General features: G+C 39.4%; 29 protein-coding genes. 1 reads left to right on the plus strand and 28 read right to left on the minus strand.

The features are described from left to right. Positions 1-4: 4 nt before the first annotated feature. The 25 genes from secY to rpl3p are packed head-to-tail and all read right to left on the minus strand — an operon-like array spanning position 5 to position 13253. On the minus strand, positions 5-1771 hold the full coding sequence (gene secY / locus ACNF4Z_RS02240; RefSeq protein WP_458327611.1) for a preprotein translocase subunit SecY: 1767 nt from the start codon (positions 1769-1771) through the stop codon (positions 5-7). Then, complete coding sequence (locus tag ACNF4Z_RS02245) at positions 1746-2189, minus strand: 50S ribosomal protein L15 (protein ID WP_458327612.1); 444 nt, start codon at positions 2187-2189, stop codon at positions 1746-1748. The genes secY and ACNF4Z_RS02245 overlap by 26 nt, the downstream gene beginning before the upstream one ends. After that, positions 2176-2667, minus strand: coding sequence for a 50S ribosomal protein L30 (locus ACNF4Z_RS02250; RefSeq protein WP_458327613.1), 492 nt, complete (start codon positions 2665-2667; stop codon positions 2176-2178). The genes ACNF4Z_RS02245 and ACNF4Z_RS02250 overlap by 14 nt, the downstream gene beginning before the upstream one ends. Then, the gene (locus tag ACNF4Z_RS02255; protein WP_458327614.1) at positions 2651-3316 is read right to left on the minus strand and encodes a 30S ribosomal protein S5; all 666 of its coding nucleotides are present in this window, start codon (positions 3314-3316) and stop codon (positions 2651-2653) included. Before ACNF4Z_RS02255 ends, ACNF4Z_RS02250 begins: the two co-directional genes overlap by 17 nt. Before the next feature lies 1 nt (position 3317). After that, entirely contained in the window at positions 3318-3803 is a 486-nt protein-coding gene (locus ACNF4Z_RS02260; RefSeq protein ID WP_458327615.1) for a 50S ribosomal protein L18, read from the minus strand. Continuing rightward, the gene (locus ACNF4Z_RS02265; RefSeq protein WP_458327616.1) at positions 3800-4258 is read right to left on the minus strand and encodes a 50S ribosomal protein L19e; all 459 of its coding nucleotides are present in this window, start codon (positions 4256-4258) and stop codon (positions 3800-3802) included. Before ACNF4Z_RS02265 ends, ACNF4Z_RS02260 begins: the two co-directional genes overlap by 4 nt. After that, positions 4255-4665: a 50S ribosomal protein L32e gene (locus ACNF4Z_RS02270; RefSeq protein WP_458327617.1), complete on the minus strand. Its 411-nt coding sequence runs from the start codon at positions 4663-4665 to the stop codon at positions 4255-4257. Before ACNF4Z_RS02270 ends, ACNF4Z_RS02265 begins: the two co-directional genes overlap by 4 nt. Further along, the gene (locus ACNF4Z_RS02275; RefSeq protein ID WP_458327618.1) at positions 4662-5207 is read right to left on the minus strand and encodes a 50S ribosomal protein L6; all 546 of its coding nucleotides are present in this window, start codon (positions 5205-5207) and stop codon (positions 4662-4664) included. The genes ACNF4Z_RS02270 and ACNF4Z_RS02275 overlap by 4 nt, the downstream gene beginning before the upstream one ends. A 10-nt stretch (positions 5208-5217) precedes the next feature. After that, complete coding sequence (locus tag ACNF4Z_RS02280; protein WP_458327619.1) at positions 5218-5607, minus strand: 30S ribosomal protein S8; 390 nt, start codon at positions 5605-5607, stop codon at positions 5218-5220. Positions 5608-5616: 9 nt separating this feature from the next. Next, positions 5617-5778, minus strand: a complete 162-nt coding sequence (locus tag ACNF4Z_RS02285) for a 30S ribosomal protein S14 (RefSeq protein WP_458327620.1) — start codon at positions 5776-5778, stop codon at positions 5617-5619. Then, positions 5775-6302 (minus strand): 50S ribosomal protein L5, encoded by a 528-nt coding sequence (locus ACNF4Z_RS02290; protein ID WP_458327621.1) that lies wholly within the window; start codon positions 6300-6302, stop codon positions 5775-5777. The genes ACNF4Z_RS02285 and ACNF4Z_RS02290 overlap by 4 nt, the downstream gene beginning before the upstream one ends. Beyond that, positions 6302-7000 (minus strand): 30S ribosomal protein S4e, encoded by a 699-nt coding sequence (locus tag ACNF4Z_RS02295; protein WP_458327622.1) that lies wholly within the window; start codon positions 6998-7000, stop codon positions 6302-6304. Before ACNF4Z_RS02295 ends, ACNF4Z_RS02290 begins: the two co-directional genes overlap by 1 nt. Beyond that, positions 7000-7500, minus strand: coding sequence for a 50S ribosomal protein L24 (rplX, locus tag ACNF4Z_RS02300; protein ID WP_458327623.1), 501 nt, complete (start codon positions 7498-7500; stop codon positions 7000-7002). The genes ACNF4Z_RS02295 and rplX overlap by 1 nt, the downstream gene beginning before the upstream one ends. Positions 7501-7510: 10 nt before the next feature. Beyond that, complete coding sequence (rpl14p, locus tag ACNF4Z_RS02305; RefSeq protein WP_458327624.1) at positions 7511-7909, minus strand: 50S ribosomal protein L14; 399 nt, start codon at positions 7907-7909, stop codon at positions 7511-7513. Next, positions 7910-8233, minus strand: a complete 324-nt coding sequence (locus tag ACNF4Z_RS02310) for a 30S ribosomal protein S17 (RefSeq protein WP_458327625.1) — start codon at positions 8231-8233, stop codon at positions 7910-7912. A gap of 3 nt (positions 8234-8236) precedes the next feature. After that, positions 8237-8512 carry a ribonuclease P protein component 1 gene (locus ACNF4Z_RS02315; RefSeq protein ID WP_458327626.1) on the minus strand — a complete coding sequence of 92 codons (276 nt, stop codon included), beginning with the start codon at positions 8510-8512 and terminating at the stop codon, positions 8237-8239. After that, complete coding sequence (yciH, locus tag ACNF4Z_RS02320) at positions 8512-8814, minus strand: stress response translation initiation inhibitor YciH (protein ID WP_458327627.1); 303 nt, start codon at positions 8812-8814, stop codon at positions 8512-8514. The genes ACNF4Z_RS02315 and yciH overlap by 1 nt, the downstream gene beginning before the upstream one ends. Further along, entirely contained in the window at positions 8811-9017 is a 207-nt protein-coding gene (gene rpmC, locus ACNF4Z_RS02325) for a 50S ribosomal protein L29 (RefSeq protein WP_458327628.1), read from the minus strand. Before rpmC ends, yciH begins: the two co-directional genes overlap by 4 nt. Continuing rightward, entirely contained in the window at positions 9010-9639 is a 630-nt protein-coding gene (locus ACNF4Z_RS02330) for a 30S ribosomal protein S3 (RefSeq protein WP_458327629.1), read from the minus strand. Before ACNF4Z_RS02330 ends, rpmC begins: the two co-directional genes overlap by 8 nt. Continuing rightward, entirely contained in the window at positions 9636-10085 is a 450-nt protein-coding gene (locus ACNF4Z_RS02335; protein WP_458327630.1) for a 50S ribosomal protein L22, read from the minus strand. The genes ACNF4Z_RS02330 and ACNF4Z_RS02335 overlap by 4 nt, the downstream gene beginning before the upstream one ends. A gap of 10 nt (positions 10086-10095) precedes the next feature. Continuing rightward, positions 10096-10551, minus strand: a complete 456-nt coding sequence (locus ACNF4Z_RS02340) for a 30S ribosomal protein S19 (protein WP_458327631.1) — start codon at positions 10549-10551, stop codon at positions 10096-10098. After that, the gene (locus ACNF4Z_RS02345) at positions 10548-11243 is read right to left on the minus strand and encodes a 50S ribosomal protein L2 (protein ID WP_458327632.1); all 696 of its coding nucleotides are present in this window, start codon (positions 11241-11243) and stop codon (positions 10548-10550) included. The genes ACNF4Z_RS02340 and ACNF4Z_RS02345 overlap by 4 nt, the downstream gene beginning before the upstream one ends. An 11-nt stretch (positions 11244-11254) precedes the next feature. Then, on the minus strand, positions 11255-11503 hold the full coding sequence (locus ACNF4Z_RS02350) for a 50S ribosomal protein L23 (RefSeq protein WP_458327633.1): 249 nt from the start codon (positions 11501-11503) through the stop codon (positions 11255-11257). Further along, positions 11500-12261, minus strand: a complete 762-nt coding sequence (gene rpl4p / locus ACNF4Z_RS02355) for a 50S ribosomal protein L4 (protein WP_458327634.1) — start codon at positions 12259-12261, stop codon at positions 11500-11502. Before rpl4p ends, ACNF4Z_RS02350 begins: the two co-directional genes overlap by 4 nt. Before the next feature lie 2 nt (positions 12262-12263). After that, a complete protein-coding gene (rpl3p, locus tag ACNF4Z_RS02360) occupies positions 12264-13253 on the minus strand; it encodes a 50S ribosomal protein L3 (RefSeq protein ID WP_458327635.1) in 990 nt (329 codons plus the stop codon). 225 nt (positions 13254-13478) lie between these two features. Between rpl3p and ACNF4Z_RS02365 the strand changes: the two genes are divergently transcribed. Beyond that, complete coding sequence (locus tag ACNF4Z_RS02365; RefSeq protein WP_458327636.1) at positions 13479-14675, plus strand: M20 family metallo-hydrolase; 1197 nt, start codon at positions 13479-13481, stop codon at positions 14673-14675. On the opposite strand, the gene ACNF4Z_RS02370 is transcribed toward ACNF4Z_RS02365, so the two are convergent. The 3 genes from ACNF4Z_RS02370 to ACNF4Z_RS02380 are packed head-to-tail and all read right to left on the minus strand — an operon-like array spanning position 14667 to position 17289. Then, positions 14667-15185: a nicotinamide-nucleotide adenylyltransferase gene (locus ACNF4Z_RS02370; RefSeq protein WP_458327637.1), complete on the minus strand. Its 519-nt coding sequence runs from the start codon at positions 15183-15185 to the stop codon at positions 14667-14669. The two genes, ACNF4Z_RS02365 and ACNF4Z_RS02370, sit on opposite strands and share 9 nt — an antisense overlap. Then, on the minus strand, positions 15175-16134 hold the full coding sequence (locus ACNF4Z_RS02375) for a hypothetical protein (protein ID WP_458327638.1): 960 nt from the start codon (positions 16132-16134) through the stop codon (positions 15175-15177). The genes ACNF4Z_RS02370 and ACNF4Z_RS02375 overlap by 11 nt, the downstream gene beginning before the upstream one ends. Next, positions 16135-17289: a pyridoxal phosphate-dependent aminotransferase gene (locus tag ACNF4Z_RS02380; protein ID WP_458327639.1), complete on the minus strand. Its 1155-nt coding sequence runs from the start codon at positions 17287-17289 to the stop codon at positions 16135-16137. It lies immediately after the preceding gene. Positions 17290-17395 lie beyond the last annotated feature (106 nt).

Genomic DNA, 17395 nt, shown 5'->3' on the forward strand with positions numbered 1-17395 from the left:
CAAATCATCCCTCCGCAAAGAACTGCCTGATGAATGGGTGCATTTCCATTAGCTGTTCCCTTCCTACTGCCTCATAGAACTGTATTATTATACCGACTGCCAGAAGCAAACCTGTTCCAGATGTCTGACCTACGGTTCCTATGAGATCTGCACCAGCCGCTAGTAGCCCCACAACTGCTCCGCTAAACACTGTAATAACAGGGATATATTTTTTAAGAACACGTTCCAGGACCTTTGGATCCCTTCTGAAACCTGGAATCTGCATTCCTGAAGATATTATCTGTTTTGCAACTGCTGAGGGCCCCATATTTGTGGTTTCAATCCAGAATTTGGCAAACAGTATACTTGCTCCGATCATAAATCCCAGGAAAACTATAACATGTATGGCCTCCTGAAGGGCTGAATGATTGAACAATACTGTTGATTCATAGGCTGCTGGCTGAAAGATTGGGAAGAGCCAGTTCGCTATTCCATTTGGACTATAAAGGTACCAGGCAAGACCTCCAGTTGGTGTTGTTGAAGATATATTCGCAGCAGTGGCTGCTGTTGGTGAAAGATATGATCCCAGCAGGGGATTATGTCCAAGAAGTGGAATGCTGCTGAGCACAGGACTGTTCCAGAAAAGAAGTGTCCACATTGCAACGTTTGCCAAAAGTGCTGTTGCAAGTATCACAGGTATATTTGATGCGTACAATAATTGTAGAGGATACCTTCCTCTTGCTCCCCTTACTCTCTCATGGGCAATAGGTAGCTCAACCTTGCTACTCTGGAAGTATGCAACTATGAAGAATATTATCACAGTTCCAATAAGGGCTATAATTGAGTTTGGAGGAGCAAATAGCAGTCTTGTAAATCCAGTACTTTCAAGGTATGAAACGGGAGCATAAAACACTGTGTAGAATATGTTTGGGATTATTCCTGCTGGTGGATTCCCCAATGAAAGAGGCAGCGAAGTATTTGTGGGCATCCAATTGAAGGCCCCTGTGAAGAGCTGCTGTGAAACACCAGCTGCTATGAAAAGTGAAATTCCAGATCCTATACCATACTTGCTAACAAGTTCGTCCATAAGGAATACGAGATAGGATCCAAAAAATAGTTGTAAAATAATAAATGTGTCTGCCAGGAAATTACCATAACCAGGGGCTGCACTGTTAAGAGCGGAAACAAAACCAGCATCCGGAACCAGATATCCAAATGCCTGTGGAATTGCCTCCACAAATATCATTATTATTACAAGCAGTTTCTGAACACCCTGGTATATTGCCTTATCCTCAGAATTTGTCAGATCGATGTTAAATATCTTTGCACCAGCAAACAACTGCATAACTATACTGGCAGTAACTATTGGACCTATTCCCAGATCCATTAAAGAACCTTCTGCACCTGCAAATATTGCCCTGAATGAGGCAAAAACGTCTATTGTTTTTGATGTGTTAAGACCAAACACATATACATTGGTCAGTGCAAAATAAAGTATGACCACCAAGGCAGTCCAGAACATCTTCCATTTAAATGGAACATGACCCTTCGCCTTTTTAACTGCCGGAAGTTTGGCAGTCAAGTTTTCCAGACCATATAGTTTTGATTTCTTTGGTCCAGCATAACTAACAACCAGATAAATAAGCCCGAATATTGGGGCCAGCAATACAGCTGATATTATAAGAAACCCTGTTGGAAGCTTTCCAAGGTAAAAGAAAGCTGCAACAACAATGAGGTATCCTATGAATACCGGAATTGCTGTAGCCTTATTCCTCTGAATTTGCTTTGTCATTTACTTCAACCGTAACTCCCATAGAGCTAAGCTTATTTATGCATCTTTCGGTTGTTTTTGGTATTATTATTTTAGACTTTATGTTGAACACTCCTGTGGATAATAACTTTGTATATCCTGCGGCTGCCAGATCTATGATTATATTTTCCCCCTCTTTTTTCACATAACCGGCAGATTCCAGTGAAGGATATGATTCAGAAAGCTCCCTCAGTGTTATAGGTATGTCTATATTTGATTTTTTGTGACTTGTGAAACCGTGTACACCAAAGTGATTTCTGTCGTATTTTAGCATCCAGACCCATCTGTGCTTTCCAAGACCAGACATGCCTGAACCTCCTCTCTTTCCTTTGCCTCTGCCCGCCTTCATACCTCTACCGTAGTGTCCGCCTCTCATTTTTTTGGTTTTAGTTCTTACCATATTCAACTACCTCCGGCCCAAGCATCTTCTCAATCAGATTATTAATCTCGCTACCCCGGTAGCCAAGTGTTCCTCCCTGCTTGTATGGTTTTCTTATATATTCGTAACCGCCTACTGGAGGATGCAATCTTATCACAGGAACAATATTAGGAATATCTCTAAACTTTATTTTTCCTTCAATTATTGCCTCTGCAAGAGACTTAAAATCAGAAAAACCTGTGCTTTCCTTTATTATTCCCTCATTCAAGGGCTTTCTTCCCTTCATCTGAGCCCTGTGCTCAAGTACTTTTTCAAGTGTTTCTCTGGATATTTCACCCCAGGTTATGTAGTCCTTTGCCTGCTGAAGCATACCATTTACCTGTGGGGACTCATTCATAAGAACCATGTGATTTATCCTGTGAGTGCCCAAAAGCTCAAGGGTTTTTTCTGCCTTTTCCCTAATTCCGGTTCTTCCTCTTACTCTAATTACTGCCAACATTTGTAACACTTCCCTGATATATAGGTGTACTTAACTTGATTGCAGGATTCATTCTTATTTCAGCTGTTTTCACAAGTGCATTGAAGGTTGCCTGTGCATAATTAACAGTTGTTTTTGTATGACCTCTTGCAAAACCCCAGGCATCCTCTATACCTGCCATTTTCAGTATAATCTTTGCTATATCTCCTGTGGCTCTGCCTACTCCCTGCGGAGCAGGTTTCAGTTGCACAGTTACGGACCCAGATCTTCCTGTAACAAGAAATGGAAGGGTATGTGCCCTGCCGCAACCACATTCCCATGATCCGCAACCCCTTCTTATCTCTATTATGTTGAGTTTTGCATTGTTCACTGCCTTTCTTATTGCTGGAGCTGCTTCTTTGGCCTTTCCCCTGCCAAGACCAACATAGCCATTCTCGTTTCCAACAACAGCTGTGATGGAATAATTCATCCTTCTGCCGGAGTCGGTCATTCTCTGTGCTCTTTCTATGTAAATAATCTGATCCTTAATGTCAGGTAACAGATAATCAACTATCTGATATTCTCTCAGAGGCAGCTTTGTAGCAAGTGCCTCTCCAATTGTTTTGATTTCACCTGATGCAACCTTCTTTCCAAGCAAGGTCTTTGGTATCCAGTTAATTTCATCTGCCATTTTACTTCACCTTCTCATCTATTTTCTTAATCATTTCCTTAATATTTATGCTGGATTTTAGATGCTTACCATCAAGCCTTTCCTTATCCGGGAATATATCTTCGTCAACGTTCAGAAGGAGGCCAGCATCAACCGCACCTTTCATAGCTGCAGCCAGTCTTCCACCCCTTACCAAGCTCTGCCTGCCTATATCCACAATGGATTCTTCCACACCCTTTGATAGAAGTAATTTTCCACACAGGTATCCGGCAAGATAATAAGCCTGGGTGTTGTTTGTTTTTTTTCCAGTGATCTTTGAAAGTGAAGTTGAATTCACTGTTGTAAGCACCATGTCCCCATCAACACCATAATCCACACCCTGAATAATGAAGCCTTTTTTTGTCTCTCTTATGACAAGCCTGGTCATTTCACTTTTTAGAAGATCAAGACGTTTTCTATAGTCTGTGATTCCCTCTGCCTTTCTTCTCAGCAACTTAGGAGTCTTCATTTAACATCAGCCTCCATCAGATTGTTCTGAATAAGCTGGGTTCTAAGCTGTGATCTTGATTTGATATTTCCGCTCTTTATTATTCTGTAATATTTCCTATATGTTTCCCCTGTTATCTTTCCGCTCTCTTTCAGCAATCTAAGCTCATCTCTCAAAGCCCTTATTGTCTTGATCCATCTTGATTTTCTCGGAAACCTGGCGTATTTTGTTCCTCTAATGGATCCGGGCCCTCTTCTTCTACCCTTTTTTATCTGCTTGAGCCTCTGTCTGTATCTTCCTTTCGAGTTCCCCTTTTTTGGCTTAATTTGAATTACATGTGTGTCTATTAGCTGCCTCACGTCTTCTCTTGTAGCAGCCTCAGTAACGGAATTTAAACTGTTTGTGTCTATCCAAACCCTTGTGACTCCTGCTTTGAATTCATCTGCTGCTATTCTTTTTGCAGTATCTATTCTCATTTTGTAGCACCTCTATTAAGTACTCTTACCCCAATCTCATCAGCCTTCTTTATTATCTCTTCCCTTTTTTTCTTTCCCACTTTGGATGATATTCTGGCGGCTTCTTTTTCACGATTTAACTTTTCAATGTCCGATGGATTGAAAACAAGAACCTCCTTGAAACCGGATGGGTGAAGATATCTAACCTTTGATGGCCCCCTGTATCCTGCATCCACCACAGGCGGCCTCCTTGAAAGATGTTCTCTCATCTTTGAATGCTTACCACGGGGTTTTCTCCATTCCTCCCCAAACTTATCGTAACGAAACCACTCCTGTCTTCTGAATTCAACTCTTTTTCTTGCAAGTTCCAGTTTATATTTCAGAAGCCTCTTTTCCTCCCTGCTAAGTACAGGTTTTAAATTATTCATTGTTCTGCCTCCTCATCAATTGGAAAAATGCCATCCTGAAAAACCCTAAGATCGAAGCCTTTGATTTTTGTTGCCCTTTCAATATTGGCAGATGTTTCCCCAATTTCTCTTTTATCTATACCGGTTATTGTAACCCTATCCCCTTTGATGCTTACCTTGGTGGATTTCCCCACTATTTTAGCCATTCTTGGACTCCTTTCACCAAGGAAGTTCTCAACAACAAAGGTGTTTGACTTAACAGAAACCCTGATTGGGAAGTGAGTATAATCAACCTTCATAACCTTTGAGAAACCCTTCTGTACCCCATCAATCATATTTTTGATTTCTGCTCTCCATGTTCCACATATCCCAAGTGTGTACTTGTTATTCTTTGATCTCTCTATTGATATCTTTCCATCCTCAAGATTAACCCTTACATAATTATCAAGAAAGAGTCTGCTTACCTCTCCCATCTTTCCCTTACATATGAGAGTTGCTCCCTCCTTCCTGAATGATATGCCAGATGGAATTGAAATGCTTTCTACCTTTTCCCATTTGATCATAAATCACACCTCAATATACATACGCCAGAAGCTTTCCTCCAAGCCCCTGCTTTCTTGCCTCAACGTGGCTCATTACCCCTTTTGTTGTTGTTATAATCAGTATACCAAAATCCTGAGCTGGTAGAAATCTGGATTCGAACTTATCCATATTGACCTTTCTCACTGAATACCTTGGTTTTATAACACCGCAGTTGTTTATTGTGTTACTTAGATTAATTAGAAAACTTCCGCCACGCTCATCATCAATAACCTCAAAGCTCTTTATGTAGTTATAATCCTGCATAACCTTCAGGACCTTTCCTATTAACCTTGAGGCTGGCTTTACCATAACCTCTCTCTTACCTATACTTGAAGCGTTCTTAATTGTATTTATCACATCGTTCAAAGGATCATGTCTCATAATCTCACCTTAACTGAATTTCTTAAATCCTATTGCAGGAGCAGTCTCTCTGAAACACTGACGGCACATTCTAATCCCGTATCTCCTAACAATGCCCCTCTTTCTTCCACACCTTATGCACCCTTCAGTTCTTCCGTATTTTTTCTTAGGTCTCAATATAATATTTGTCATTCCTCAATCACCTGCACCTTGAAATTATTCCTTAAAAATTCCTCAGTCTCTTCTCTTGATATTAATTCTCTCTTAGGCAGGGCCTGTGTCCTTATTTTCCTTCTTTTAATTCTGTATCCACCCCTTCTTTTCAGAACTATTGCAATATCCATGCCAAATATTCCTATCTCAGGATCGTATTTTATGCCCTCAAAATCAGTGTAATCAGATATACCAAAATACGCATTTCCCTGTTTATCTATTGAATATTCCGGAAATTTGTAATCCTTTGCGAAAAATGCCTTATGAAGAAATTCCTCTGCCCTTTTTCCTCTCAGCGTTACCTTAACTCCTATGTTGAGTCCCTTTCTTACATTGAACTCCCTGACCGTTCTCTTTGCATATGTGAACACGGGTTTCTGACCTGTCAGCATTTCTACCACAGTCATGGCCTTGTTTATTCTTTCACCTGCCTGACCCACTCCTATATTTACCACGACCTTGTCTATCACAATGTCTCTCATTTTATTTGCCTTTGTATCCATCAGTTATCACCACCGGTGCCAAATTTAAATGTGCCCACTGGAAAAACGTATTCCTGAAGGGTTCCAAAGCCTTCCTCAGTTTTTACCAGGTTTGATGATGATGATTTACTAACTTCTATTGATTTGACCACAGCAAAAGTACCTATATGGCTTCCACCGATTAAAAATACTCTTGAGCCCTGCTGAAGTTTAATATGCCCCTCTATTTTCTTTGTTTCAAAATTGTATACAACACTATCACCTGGTTTCACTTTTTCAGTGTCAGAAATCAAATTGGTTCCATCGTTGAAAACAATCATATGTTTTCCATTTTTTACTGTTATTATATTTTTAACCCTTTTTATCTTTATTTTTGAGTTTTCCTTTGACTCCTCCACAGGTACAAGTCTTCCAAGTTTATCGTACATAATTCTGAAATGTAGATTTAGGTCTTCAATGCTCACAACATCCATTAGTCCAGTACCATATCTTCTGTCCTTTACCTTTTTACCGTTTACCTTTACCTTTCCCGCCACAAGGGCTCTGGTTATTTCTCTTTCCCTGTCACCTAATTGGATATAATCTCTTAGAAGGTGTAAAAGAGGGAGGCTCTCCGTTCTCCTGTACTGCCCAGGTCTTGAGGATACACCCCAGAAGTACTCTTTTCTCCTTATCTTAATTGACCTTGGTATCATCTGTCTTTTTGTTTTAACTATCATTACAATTCCTCCTCTTTGTTCTCATCTTCATTTTCTTTAACTTCTTCCTCCATCTCTTCTGTCTCTTCATTGTTGTTTTCAGAAGATGCCTCCTGATTGTTTTCTGCCTCACTTAAAACTGTTTCCTTTGTCTCTTCTTTTTGAGGCTCCTCAGCCGCAGCGTATTCCTTTATTTCATCCATTGATATGGAGGCATTTCTCATCTGGGCAAGCTGGGCAAATTTCTGTGACCTTTCCTCTGAATCAAGATCAAGTTTGGTAATTGTTACTTTTTCAGCTTTTATGAAATATGATTTCTCCTTTCCATCAGCCTTTGCAATATTTATTCCCTCTATTGCAACCATGCCATGCCTGTGATCCACTTCAACTACCTTACCGCCTTCCCCCTTACGATTCCCCTTTTCAACTATAACAATGTCACCCTTTGCTATGGGGAAACGCCTGATCCTGAATTTATTCCTTAAATCTCTGCTCAGAGAAACCTTAACCTTATTGTACATTTTTTCACCTTTATACTATAGTTGATGCTATGGCAGCAATCCTGGGCCATCTCTCTGCAGCCTCTCTGGCCACAGGGCCCTTTATTTCTGAGCCCCTTACCTCTCCATCAGGAGTAACCAGCACTGCTGAGTTCTCCTCAAAGCTTATTATTGTTCCGTCAGCTCTTCTGTATGGTCTCTTCTGTCTAACAACAACTGCATAAACAACCTTAGCCCTCATATCCGGAGTTCCCTTTTTAACACTGGCAACAAACATGTCTCCAACACCTGCCGCCGGTATTCTGCTTGCAACTCCATGGTATGCCTTCACCTCTATGAGGCTGATTATCTTGGCACCACTGTTATCAGCCACCTGAATTCTTGCTCCCAATGGCAATCCTCTGCTCTGTCTGCCCGCAATACCTCTCAACTATCTCACCTTCCCTACTATTACATGTGAAATGGTCTTGGAAAGTTTCCTGCATTCAGCTATCACAACAGTATCACCTGGTGAAACATCAATGCAAGAAGGTAGATGCACATGATATCTTGATCTTCTCTTGACGTACCTCTCGAATTTCGAATCCTTCTTTTTGAATGTTCTTTCTACAACTGCACTGCCCTTCATTGCCGTTGAAACCACAACAGCTCTCACCACTTCTCCCCTTACACCCAGGGTTGAATGAAATGGACATTTTTTGTCGTTGCATTCTCTCTCTGGAATTTCAATATCCAATCCTATATTTCTTGCCATAATTTATCTCCCCATAACCTGTTTTTTAATCCTTCTGTATGACTTTAACCTCTCTTCTGGTTTGTAACAAATATATCGACCATCAACAATTCTGGATGATTCTTCCAACCTGAACGCAATTATATTTTTTGGAATCATCAGGGTTCTCTCTCCTGTATTCAGATATAACATGTTTTTTGTTTCCCATGTTATTGTGCCTTTTACGCCCAGTAATGATGGATTTTTTGAAGAAGTGACCTCCATATACTTCCCCAGATATTCACCACAAAACTCATCCATTACTGAATCACCTCAGACTTGAACCCCATTTCGTCAAGGAATTTTTTCACAGTGTCTCTGTGATCACCCTGAAGCTCGATGATCTTTCCCTCCTTTACAGTACCTCCGGAAGCAACCTTTTTTTTCAGGGACTTTGCAATATCATCAAGGTTTTCCATTTTAGGATCTATGCCTTCAATTATGGTTACATTCTTTCCATACCTTCTCTTATCAACATAAATCTTGATTACCTGCGTATCCCTTGTCAATCCATCCCAAGGTTGCAGTTCTTTTGGTAATCCTGTAAAGTTCTTATCCTTCATTTTTTTATTTCCTCCATATGTGTTATTGTTAAGATTCTTGCAATCTGCCTTCTCAGGGATCTCATAAGCCCTGGATTTAATGGTGCACCACCCATTGCAACACTGGCCCTCTGTCTTAGAAGGGATTCATAAAGATCCTTCAGCTTTTCCTCCCTCTCTGTTTTAGACATTTCTCTGATCTTCTTTGCTGTAAGCTCAGGCATCTTTCTTCTCTACCTCCATTGTCTTTAATTTTTCCTTGTTTACACTAATATCATCAGGCAGTTTGTAATCATCCTTCAGAATTCTAACTGAAACCCCTATTACACCAAGTTTCAACTTTGCTATTGAATATCCATAGTCTATACCTGATCTTGCGGGTTCACCAGAATACTTTATGGAGCCGTAAAAGAATTTTTGTGCCCTGGCCCTCTCACCTGAAATCTTTCCTCCAATTTTTATCATTGTTCCTCTTGCATTGCTTTCAATTATTCTTCTGAGTGCCGTATTACCTGCTTTTCTGTAAGCCCATCCCTTCTCAAGGGACATTGCAATTTTTTTAGATACTATTTGGGCATTCAGATCAGGGTTCTTTACCTCCTGAACCTCAATCTTAGGACTCTCAATTCCAAATTTGTATCTCAAAGTGTCCTCTATTTCCTGAACCTTTGACCCTCTTCTACCAATAACGAGACCAGGTTTGTTTACAGTTAAAATTATAGAGGTGTCGAGCAAGTTTCTCTTCATCTCTATACCGCCGAACCCGGCATTATCAGTTTCTTTCTTTACATATTCTGCAACAAGAAGCCTTTTTATCTTCTCGTTTACAAATTTTCTCTCTTTCATTCCTCTTCCTCCTGAACTATAACTGTCAAATGGACAAGGTCCCTGTTGTTTGCTCCAGCCCTGCCATATGCCTTTGGGGAATATCTTTTAAGCATTGTTCCCTTGTTTGCATTAATACTTATTATCTTCAGATTGTCTGTGTCAAGACCTTTAAACTCTGCATTTGCATCTACTGCTTCAAGAAGCTCCAGGAAATGGCGTGTTGCCTTAACGGGATATCTTCCTGGACCCACTGACTTCCTGTGAGAAACTGAATCCAGGTATCTGAAATAAGGTACAGGTCTTTTTTTATCTATTACCTCATTTAATATTTCCTTGGCTTTTTGCAATTTCATACCTCTTATATATCTTGCAATATTCACCGCGTCTTTGAAAGATATGTTGCAATCCTTTTTCAATGCTTTTGCAGTTTTATCCGGAATTTCTTTCATAGAGTAATATTTCATCAGTTTCACCTCACTTCAGCGGCATGAATTTTGAGGATCTTGTTGCTCCAACACCAGGACCTGAATGTTTAACCTCTTTTCTTGTAAGTGCAAATTCTCCAATGTAATGCCCAATCATTTCTGGCCTGATTTCAAATTTGACAAACTCCTTTCCGTTATGCACCTGAACAACCTTTCCAACAAATTTTGGCAAAATTATTAGATCCCTAACATGAGTTCTCACATCTTTCTTTGAATAAAGCATCTTATTGTAAACTATCTTTGTGTCAGGAGACATCTCTCTTTTCAAAGATCTCCTGGCCCTGGCCGGTAAAATTTCTATTAATTTCTGCATATCCATCTTCTTCAGTTCTTCAAGGGTGTAACCCTTGTACCTGAATTCTTTGGATCTTCCCATTATTATTTTCTGGGACTTCCTTGCCCTTCTTCTTATAGATTTAGCAGAAGCCTGCCTGTTTGTTGTCATTTAACTTTCCTCCTTTTTGGTGATAGCCTGCCAACTTTTCTTCCTGGCGGAGTACCTCTTCCTACAGTACTGGGTCTTCCAACATGCTGATGGTTTCCACCTCCATGTGGGTGATTAACTGCGTTCATTGCCACTCCCCTTACTGAATATGGACGTTTAGCCTTACTCTGCAAATAGTGTACCTTTCTTCCAGCCTTGAGAACAGGTATATCTTTTGCTCCAGAACCTGCCACTGATCCAACGGTTGCCCTGCACAGTGGATTGAAGTTTTTTATGAAACCTGAGGGCAATTTTACGGAAACGTATGCACCATGACTTATTACCTGGGCATAGGAACCGCCAGTCCTGCAAAGCTTTCCTCCGTCACCCGGAACTGTCTCAATATTATGAATAATTTGACCATCCTTTATGAAACCAAGTAGGGTCGAATCCCCATCCTTAGGATCAGGAATCCTTCCTGAATTTATCTTCATCCCTACGTATGCTCCGTTGAATGCCAGCTGGTATATCTTTTTTCCCTCCATCCCTGTAAGCTCAACCACAGGAGCATTTCTTCCAGGAGCATGCACTATATCGGTTACTGTGTACTGCCCTTCATTGGGAATTTTTACCTCTCCAATATGTCTGTGACTTGGGCTTCTGTAAACAAGCCCCCCTTTTCCTCTTCTTTGTGGTATTATCAGTTTACCCATTATATTTCACCTCAATAGAGACCTATCCTCTCTCCAATCTCTTCTGCATTATAATCTTCAGAAAGTCTAACTATTGCTTTCTTACCATTCTTATCCCTGAGAATATTTACCTTCACAACCTTAACGTTGAAAAGTTCCTCAATCTCCCCTTTTACATCCTTTTTTGTTGCATTTTTATGCACATAGAAAGCCAGTTTGTTCTCCTTTTGACCTGAAAGCATTGTCTTTTCCGTGGCAATTGGAGATATTATGAATTTCATTGTGACTCCTCCTCAAGATTTTTTAATGAACTTTCAGTATATATCACAAGCCTCCCCGGAACTCCTCCTGGAGCAAGCTTTGATATTGAAACATTTTTTACATTTGCAACATCAACACCGGGCAGTGATGTGAATACCCTTCTATTTTCAGTTGAATGTGTAACTATGAGAATACTTTTTGGGGTCCTGTATTTTCTGTTTCTCATCTTTCCTCTTCCTGCTCTTATTTTTGTCCCTTCTTTAGCCCTTTCAATGTCCTCCCATACTCCCAAATTTTTCAGAAATACTTCTGCCTCCCTTGTTTTTCCTATGTTTACCACTGAATCATCAACAACAATTGGGAATGAGAGTTGTCCGCTAAATCTGTGGCCTCTCTTTTTCACCCTTTCTGGATCTGCAGAGAGGGCCATGGCAGATTTCCATGCAATCCTTTTTTCCTTTTTATTTATGTGTAATGTGAGGATCTTATCACTTCTTGGACTCAGGGCACTTCTACCACCCTTTGTGTTTCCAAGCTCAACAGCCCTAGAACTACCAGCGACCCTTGGCATTCTTGAAATGCCCATACCAGGCCTGCTTGTGTGTCCAACCCTTCTAGTTCCAGCCAATGGGGAAGACCCATATGGATGCCTGTTGGAAAGTGAAATTATTCTGAACGCCTTTTTAATTATATCCTCTCTAACAGGAGATGCAAAAACTTTGGGACTGTTAACCTTTCCCTTCACCTGTCCATTTATATCGTAAACGTTTACTTCCATCTTTAATCACCCTGTTTTGACCCGAGAGATATGTAAGATATCTCAACCTTTTCCACAGCTGTAACTTTTGCCCTTGCGGGGTCCCTGAATTTTATGAGCCTTTTAACATGGCCCGGTATTGAACCGTGTATCAGAACATAATTTGTTCTTACAAGGCCATAATTTGGATATCCACCCTTAACGTTGATGTCGTCCTGGCCCTCACACTTAGCATATTTCAGAACCCTCATATTGTGCTGAGTCCTTTGATGAGAACCCATTTGACCTGCCTGTGGAACCTGCCACCTGACCCAGTCTGGATGCCAGGGACCCAGAGTACCAATCATTCTTCTGTGCTTTCTGTTTTTTCTTGGCAGTAATTTTACACCAAATCTTTCAACATGACCAGTAAAGCCTTTTCCCTTGGTCACTGATATTACATCAACAAAGTTTCCAGGCTTTGCAAAATCTGAGAAATTAACCTCTTTTCCCAACATACTTTCAGCATAATTTACTCTTTTTGAGATATCAGTACCGCCTATTCTGCTCTCATATATGTCTGGAGATTTCTTAGGTACTCCAGTTACCATTTCTGTTTTGAGCATAAGAAGAACCCTAACATCATCAACAACCTCTGGCTTCTTAACTTCTTTTTTCTTCTTTGGTTCCGTAATTTTCCTAAAAATATTCTTGTCAAGATTGTCTGCCCACTTTTCATAACATACCTTCAGACCGTCCTCTGTTTCTCTGTATAGCCTTACTGCTACTACGACCGCTGGAGGTACCTCGACAACGGTTACTGCTGACATTATATTTCTTCCTGCAGTAGTGCTGCTCTTTCTGTAATCCACCATTTCTATGTGTGTCATACCAACTTTATAGCCTGCAAATGACTGAAGCTTTGGCTCACCTGATATTTCAGGCCAGCTTCTGATGGTAGATTTCAGACCGGGCTTGCGCTTCCTATGATAATATCCCAATGACCCCCTTCTGGGGTGATGTGGTGTCGCCATTATTTATCACCTTACCGTTACATCTAGAATAAATGCCATAAATCTGACATTAATTCTTGTGGATGCCATGGGCATTGCCAATAGATGTATGGTTTTCAAAGTGTAGTTTTTAACAATATATAATGTTTGCTTTTTTCTTTTTTTGCAATATTCGGGAATGATTAAAAATAAAAAATAAGTTCAGTATTAACCCAATTATTATATTAGTCATATACATTTACACCCATGCAGCTTATGGAAATGAACGATGATGAGTTTATAATTGAAGTGGCCAGGAGATTAATTGGAATTAAATCAATAAGTCCGTTTTCAGGAGGTAATGGTGAGGGGGAGAGGGCAGACGAGATCATTAGGATACTTGAAGAAATAGGCATAGAAAAGTATGAGAGATTTGATATTGAGGATACGGACAAATGCAAAAGATCAAATGTGGTTGTTAAGATTGGAAACGCTGAAAAAACACTATGGATCATCGCGCATATAGATACTGTTCCCGAGGGAAATATAACTCTCTGGAAAAAGGAACCTTTCAAGGCTACAGTGGAAGGTAGAAGAATATACGGAAGAGGAACCACAGACGATGGCCAGGGCATATTTCTTGCATTACTTTTGCTGAAGAACCTAAGGAAGGAAAACTTGAAGTATAATTTAGGTGTTGCATTCGTTGCTGATGAGGAACTTGGGAGTAAATATGGCATCTCTCAGTTGATGGATAAGAATCTTTTTAAAAAGGAAGATCTCATATATGTACCGGACTTTGGAGCTTCCGATGGAATGAAGGTTGAAATTGCAGAAAAGAGCATTCTATGGATGAAGTTTACTGTGGAAGGTAGACAATATCATGCAAGCTTACCTAACAATGCCATAAATGCTAACAGGGAGAGTGCAAAATTCATTCTTCTTTTGGATAAACATCTTCATGAAACATATAACAAAAAGGACGAAAAATATGATTATCCGTATTCTAGCTTTGAACCAACAAGGCATGATAAAAATGTGGAGAACATAAATACAATACCTGGAAGAGAAGTATTTTTCTTTGATTGCAGAATACTTCCAGAATATGATCTTGATTTTGTAATTGATGATGTGAACAGAAAAATTGTTGAATTTGAGAACCAGAGCAAGGTAAAGATAAAAATGGAAATTATACAGAAGGAGCAGGCACCTATGCCCACATCAGAGAATTCAGAGGCAGTTCTAAAACTTTTGGAGGCACTTAAAAAAAGGGGAGGAGAACCAAAGCTTGTTGGAATTGGCGGTGGAACATGTGCTGCCTTTTTCAGAAAGGCCGGGTATGATGCAGTTGTCTGGAGTTCCATGATAGAGGATGTGGCTCATCAGGTAGATGAATATATAGAGATTGACAACGTTCTAAAGGATGCAGAAACTATGGGTATGATCCTTTACGGATCAGACTGAATCCGATTGGCTGAGATCCCTCAGCCTCTGAACACCATCAATCTCATCTATTATGTCCTTAACTTCCTTTGGTACATACTTTTCCCAAGGAAGACCAGCGATCATTTTTTCCCTGATACTGGTTCCAGACCATTCAACCCTGTTGATCAAATCCATTGAATTAACATTGTAATGTTTCTCCACAAACAGCCTTTTAACCAGTGGATTATTTGTGTAAACGTCATTGAATTTTGGAGTTAAGGATTCAACATGTGCCACCCATAGAGGATTTGAATTCACGTCCTCTATTGGGATTATGTAAAAATTAGTTATCCCTTCAAATTCAAGAGTGTTTGAGATCATAAGGTGTCTTTCACCGGCTGTAAAAGGGTTCTGTAAAGTATGGGAATACTGTGCACTACCAATACCTATGATAACTGAATCATGTAATTTCAGGATCTCCTTTATAACTGCAAGATGGCCAAGGTGAAATGGCTGAAATCTCCCAACTATAAATGCCCTATTTACCAATTTCGTTCTTAACCACCTCACATTCTGTCATATTTGAATTCTCAAAGATAAACCAGTTAAGATATTCTTCAATCCTCTTTTTCATATCATGAAGCTGTTCATTCATTTTCTGCATATTGATTATTGACTGAGGCAAATTTTTCCCCTCCACCATTAGCTCTAGCCTTTCCATAATTTCATTGGCTGAAATTTCATTGATAACACACAACCTGTCCCCGTCTATCAAAATCTCCTTTGACTTTCCCTTTCTCCCTCTCTTTACTTCGTTGTATGAAATTGTTATTTTCCTCTTAATTATGAGATTTGTCAATAATTGACTTAAACCATTTACCATATATACGTCTTCGTTCTGTTCGTGAGATTCCCCATGGTTCTTTATTTTTATCCCTGAAAAGAGGAATTCCTGAATTGATCTGAATGCCTGCGGAACATTGTTAGAATATGTGTTGATCAGATCAACGTAATTTTCCCATATTTTTTCAGGATTCCTGCCTTCCATGGACATATGATTTTCACATAGATCTTTCCACAGATTGTTTTTTTCAATAAGTGGGATAGGAACGTGATCTATGTGTGGTCCTCTTATCTCCGGAGGGGATTTCAGTGATGATAACATATCTCTTGCTGCCTTTCTCAGTATGCTGTAATGTTCAGTTAGTTTTTTCTGTATCTCTTCAATTTCCCTCTTCTTTAAAATTTCATTCTCAAGTTCCCTTTTTATATCTTCATCCGATATTGTTTTTTCATTGTTTGCTGGTATTTGGGAATTTATATCCACATTGTTATTTTCCATTTTGTTTTCAGACTGGTTTTTTTGTATATTGTTGCCATCATCTGACGTTTTTACTGTTTTCTCCTTCCTAAGTCTTCTTGATAATATAAAATATGAGAATAGAACCGCTGCGAAGAATGTAATTAAATCTGATTCAATCAACAAATAGAGTTGCATCTATATCTTTCTCAAATCTTTCATGAATTCCTTAAGAGCGTTCATTCCCTCTATTATGGTTTTTTCATCCGTGGCGTAAGATATTCTGAAATGATGTTCTCCCTGTTCTCCAAAATATATTCCCGGAATTAGTATTATACCCCTGGAGGTGAGTGCCTTCCTGCAAAAATCCTCCGATGAAATATCCAGATCATAGGATGGAAATACATAAAATGCTCCGTCCGGAGGCACCACGTCTAGTCCTTCTATTTCTGAAAGCTTTTGAAGGATCAGGGATCTTCTCTTTTCAAATATTTCCAGCATTTGTCTTGGATTCTTCTCGTCCGTCATTGCCCTAAGTGCAGCCATCTGGGAAATGGAGGGTGCACAGGTCATTGTGTGTTGCTGGACTTTATCAGAGTTTTCTATTACCTCTGAGTTTGAGATCATGTATCCGATTCTCCAGCCTGTCATTGCATAGCTTTTTGAAAATCCTGATAGCAGAATTGTATTTTTCATCTCCGGATCCATATCAAGTATGTTTTTCATTCTCCCTTCATATATGAGTGATTCGTAAATTTGATCTGTTATTAGGTATATGTCGTGATCTTGGCATATTTCAATAAGTTTTTCAACACTATTTGCGTCAAAAATTTTTCCGGTTGGGTTTGATGGATTGGATATTATTATTGCTCTTGTTCTGGGTGTTATTGCATTTTCTATATTTTCGAAATTTAAGGAAAAATTTCTTTCCGATTCTACACCTATTGGCTTCACACCATATAATCGGCATATTTCTGGATATGACAGGAAATATGGCTCAGGGATGATAACTTCATCGCCCGGATCGCAGAGTGTCATTATTGCTATATTTATTCCCATTTTTGTTGGAGTCACAATAACATTGTCAGCAGACAATGATGAATTTTTTCCCTCTTTCACTTTGTTTATTATGGCCTCTCGAAGCTCAGGAACTCCTTTTGATGGTGTGTAATGGGTATGCCCGCTCTTAGCCATTTGAAAAGCAAAATCGATTTCCTCTTCCGGAGTTGTAAAATCTGGTTCACCAATTCCAAAGTTATAAATTTTTTTACCCTCTTTTTTCATCTTTGCTGCCATGTTTGATGATTCAACTGTCATTGAACCATGAACTTCCTTAACCCTTCTTGAAATCACTATGTAAGATAGGATTTCCATTAATAAGTTTTTCATGAATATTTTTCTTAATAATATTGAATATTAATGAGTATATTTTTAAGTCATAAAATTTATTATTTAAAAT

This window comes from Caldiplasma sukawensis, assembly GCF_052315375.1.
Lineage (GTDB): Archaea > Thermoplasmatota > Thermoplasmata > Thermoplasmatales > Thermoplasmataceae > Cuniculiplasma.

What these genes read in the sequence shown, in the direction of transcription:
- secY (WP_458327611.1), bottom strand. Translation starts at nt 1,771, where the DNA reads ATGACAAAGCAAATTCAGAGGAATAAGGCTACAGCAATTCCGGTATTC.
- ACNF4Z_RS02245 (WP_458327612.1), bottom strand. Translation starts at nt 2,189, where the DNA reads ATGGTAAGAACTAAAACCAAAAAAATGAGAGGCGGACACTACGGTAGA.
- ACNF4Z_RS02250 (WP_458327613.1), bottom strand. Translation starts at nt 2,667, where the DNA reads ATGTTGGCAGTAATTAGAGTAAGAGGAAGAACCGGAATTAGGGAAAAG.
- ACNF4Z_RS02255 (WP_458327614.1), bottom strand. Translation starts at nt 3,316, where the DNA reads ATGGCAGATGAAATTAACTGGATACCAAAGACCTTGCTTGGAAAGAAG.
- ACNF4Z_RS02260 (WP_458327615.1), bottom strand. Translation starts at nt 3,803, where the DNA reads ATGAAGACTCCTAAGTTGCTGAGAAGAAAGGCAGAGGGAATCACAGAC.
- ACNF4Z_RS02265 (WP_458327616.1), bottom strand. Translation starts at nt 4,258, where the DNA reads ATGAGAATAGATACTGCAAAAAGAATAGCAGCAGATGAATTCAAAGCA.
- ACNF4Z_RS02270 (WP_458327617.1), bottom strand. Translation starts at nt 4,665, where the DNA reads ATGAATAATTTAAAACCTGTACTTAGCAGGGAGGAAAAGAGGCTTCTG.
- ACNF4Z_RS02275 (WP_458327618.1), bottom strand. Translation starts at nt 5,207, where the DNA reads ATGATCAAATGGGAAAAGGTAGAAAGCATTTCAATTCCATCTGGCATA.
- ACNF4Z_RS02280 (WP_458327619.1), bottom strand. Translation starts at nt 5,607, where the DNA reads ATGAGACATGATCCTTTGAACGATGTGATAAATACAATTAAGAACGCT.
- ACNF4Z_RS02285 (WP_458327620.1), bottom strand. Translation starts at nt 5,778, where the DNA reads ATGACAAATATTATATTGAGACCTAAGAAAAAATACGGAAGAACTGAA.
- ACNF4Z_RS02290 (WP_458327621.1), bottom strand. Translation starts at nt 6,302, where the DNA reads ATGGATACAAAGGCAAATAAAATGAGAGACATTGTGATAGACAAGGTC.
- ACNF4Z_RS02295 (WP_458327622.1), bottom strand. Translation starts at nt 7,000, where the DNA reads ATGATAGTTAAAACAAAAAGACAGATGATACCAAGGTCAATTAAGATA.
- rplX (WP_458327623.1), bottom strand. Translation starts at nt 7,500, where the DNA reads ATGTACAATAAGGTTAAGGTTTCTCTGAGCAGAGATTTAAGGAATAAA.
- ACNF4Z_RS02310 (WP_458327625.1), bottom strand. Translation starts at nt 8,233, where the DNA reads ATGGCAAGAAATATAGGATTGGATATTGAAATTCCAGAGAGAGAATGC.
- ACNF4Z_RS02315 (WP_458327626.1), bottom strand. Translation starts at nt 8,512, where the DNA reads ATGGATGAGTTTTGTGGTGAATATCTGGGGAAGTATATGGAGGTCACT.
- yciH (WP_458327627.1), bottom strand. Translation starts at nt 8,814, where the DNA reads ATGAAGGATAAGAACTTTACAGGATTACCAAAAGAACTGCAACCTTGG.
- rpmC (WP_458327628.1), bottom strand. Translation starts at nt 9,017, where the DNA reads ATGCCTGAGCTTACAGCAAAGAAGATCAGAGAAATGTCTAAAACAGAG.
- ACNF4Z_RS02330 (WP_458327629.1), bottom strand. Translation starts at nt 9,639, where the DNA reads ATGAAAGAGAGAAAATTTGTAAACGAGAAGATAAAAAGGCTTCTTGTT.
- ACNF4Z_RS02335 (WP_458327630.1), bottom strand. Translation starts at nt 10,085, where the DNA reads ATGAAATATTACTCTATGAAAGAAATTCCGGATAAAACTGCAAAAGCA.
- ACNF4Z_RS02340 (WP_458327631.1), bottom strand. Translation starts at nt 10,551, where the DNA reads ATGACAACAAACAGGCAGGCTTCTGCTAAATCTATAAGAAGAAGGGCA.
- ACNF4Z_RS02345 (WP_458327632.1), bottom strand. Translation starts at nt 11,243, where the DNA reads ATGGGTAAACTGATAATACCACAAAGAAGAGGAAAAGGGGGGCTTGTT.
- ACNF4Z_RS02350 (WP_458327633.1), bottom strand. Translation starts at nt 11,503, where the DNA reads ATGAAATTCATAATATCTCCAATTGCCACGGAAAAGACAATGCTTTCA.
- rpl4p (WP_458327634.1), bottom strand. Translation starts at nt 12,261, where the DNA reads ATGGAAGTAAACGTTTACGATATAAATGGACAGGTGAAGGGAAAGGTT.
- rpl3p (WP_458327635.1), bottom strand. Translation starts at nt 13,253, where the DNA reads ATGGCGACACCACATCACCCCAGAAGGGGGTCATTGGGATATTATCAT.
- ACNF4Z_RS02365 (WP_458327636.1), top strand. Translation starts at nt 13,479, where the DNA reads ATGCAGCTTATGGAAATGAACGATGATGAGTTTATAATTGAAGTGGCC.
- ACNF4Z_RS02375 (WP_458327638.1), bottom strand. Translation starts at nt 16,134, where the DNA reads ATGCAACTCTATTTGTTGATTGAATCAGATTTAATTACATTCTTCGCA.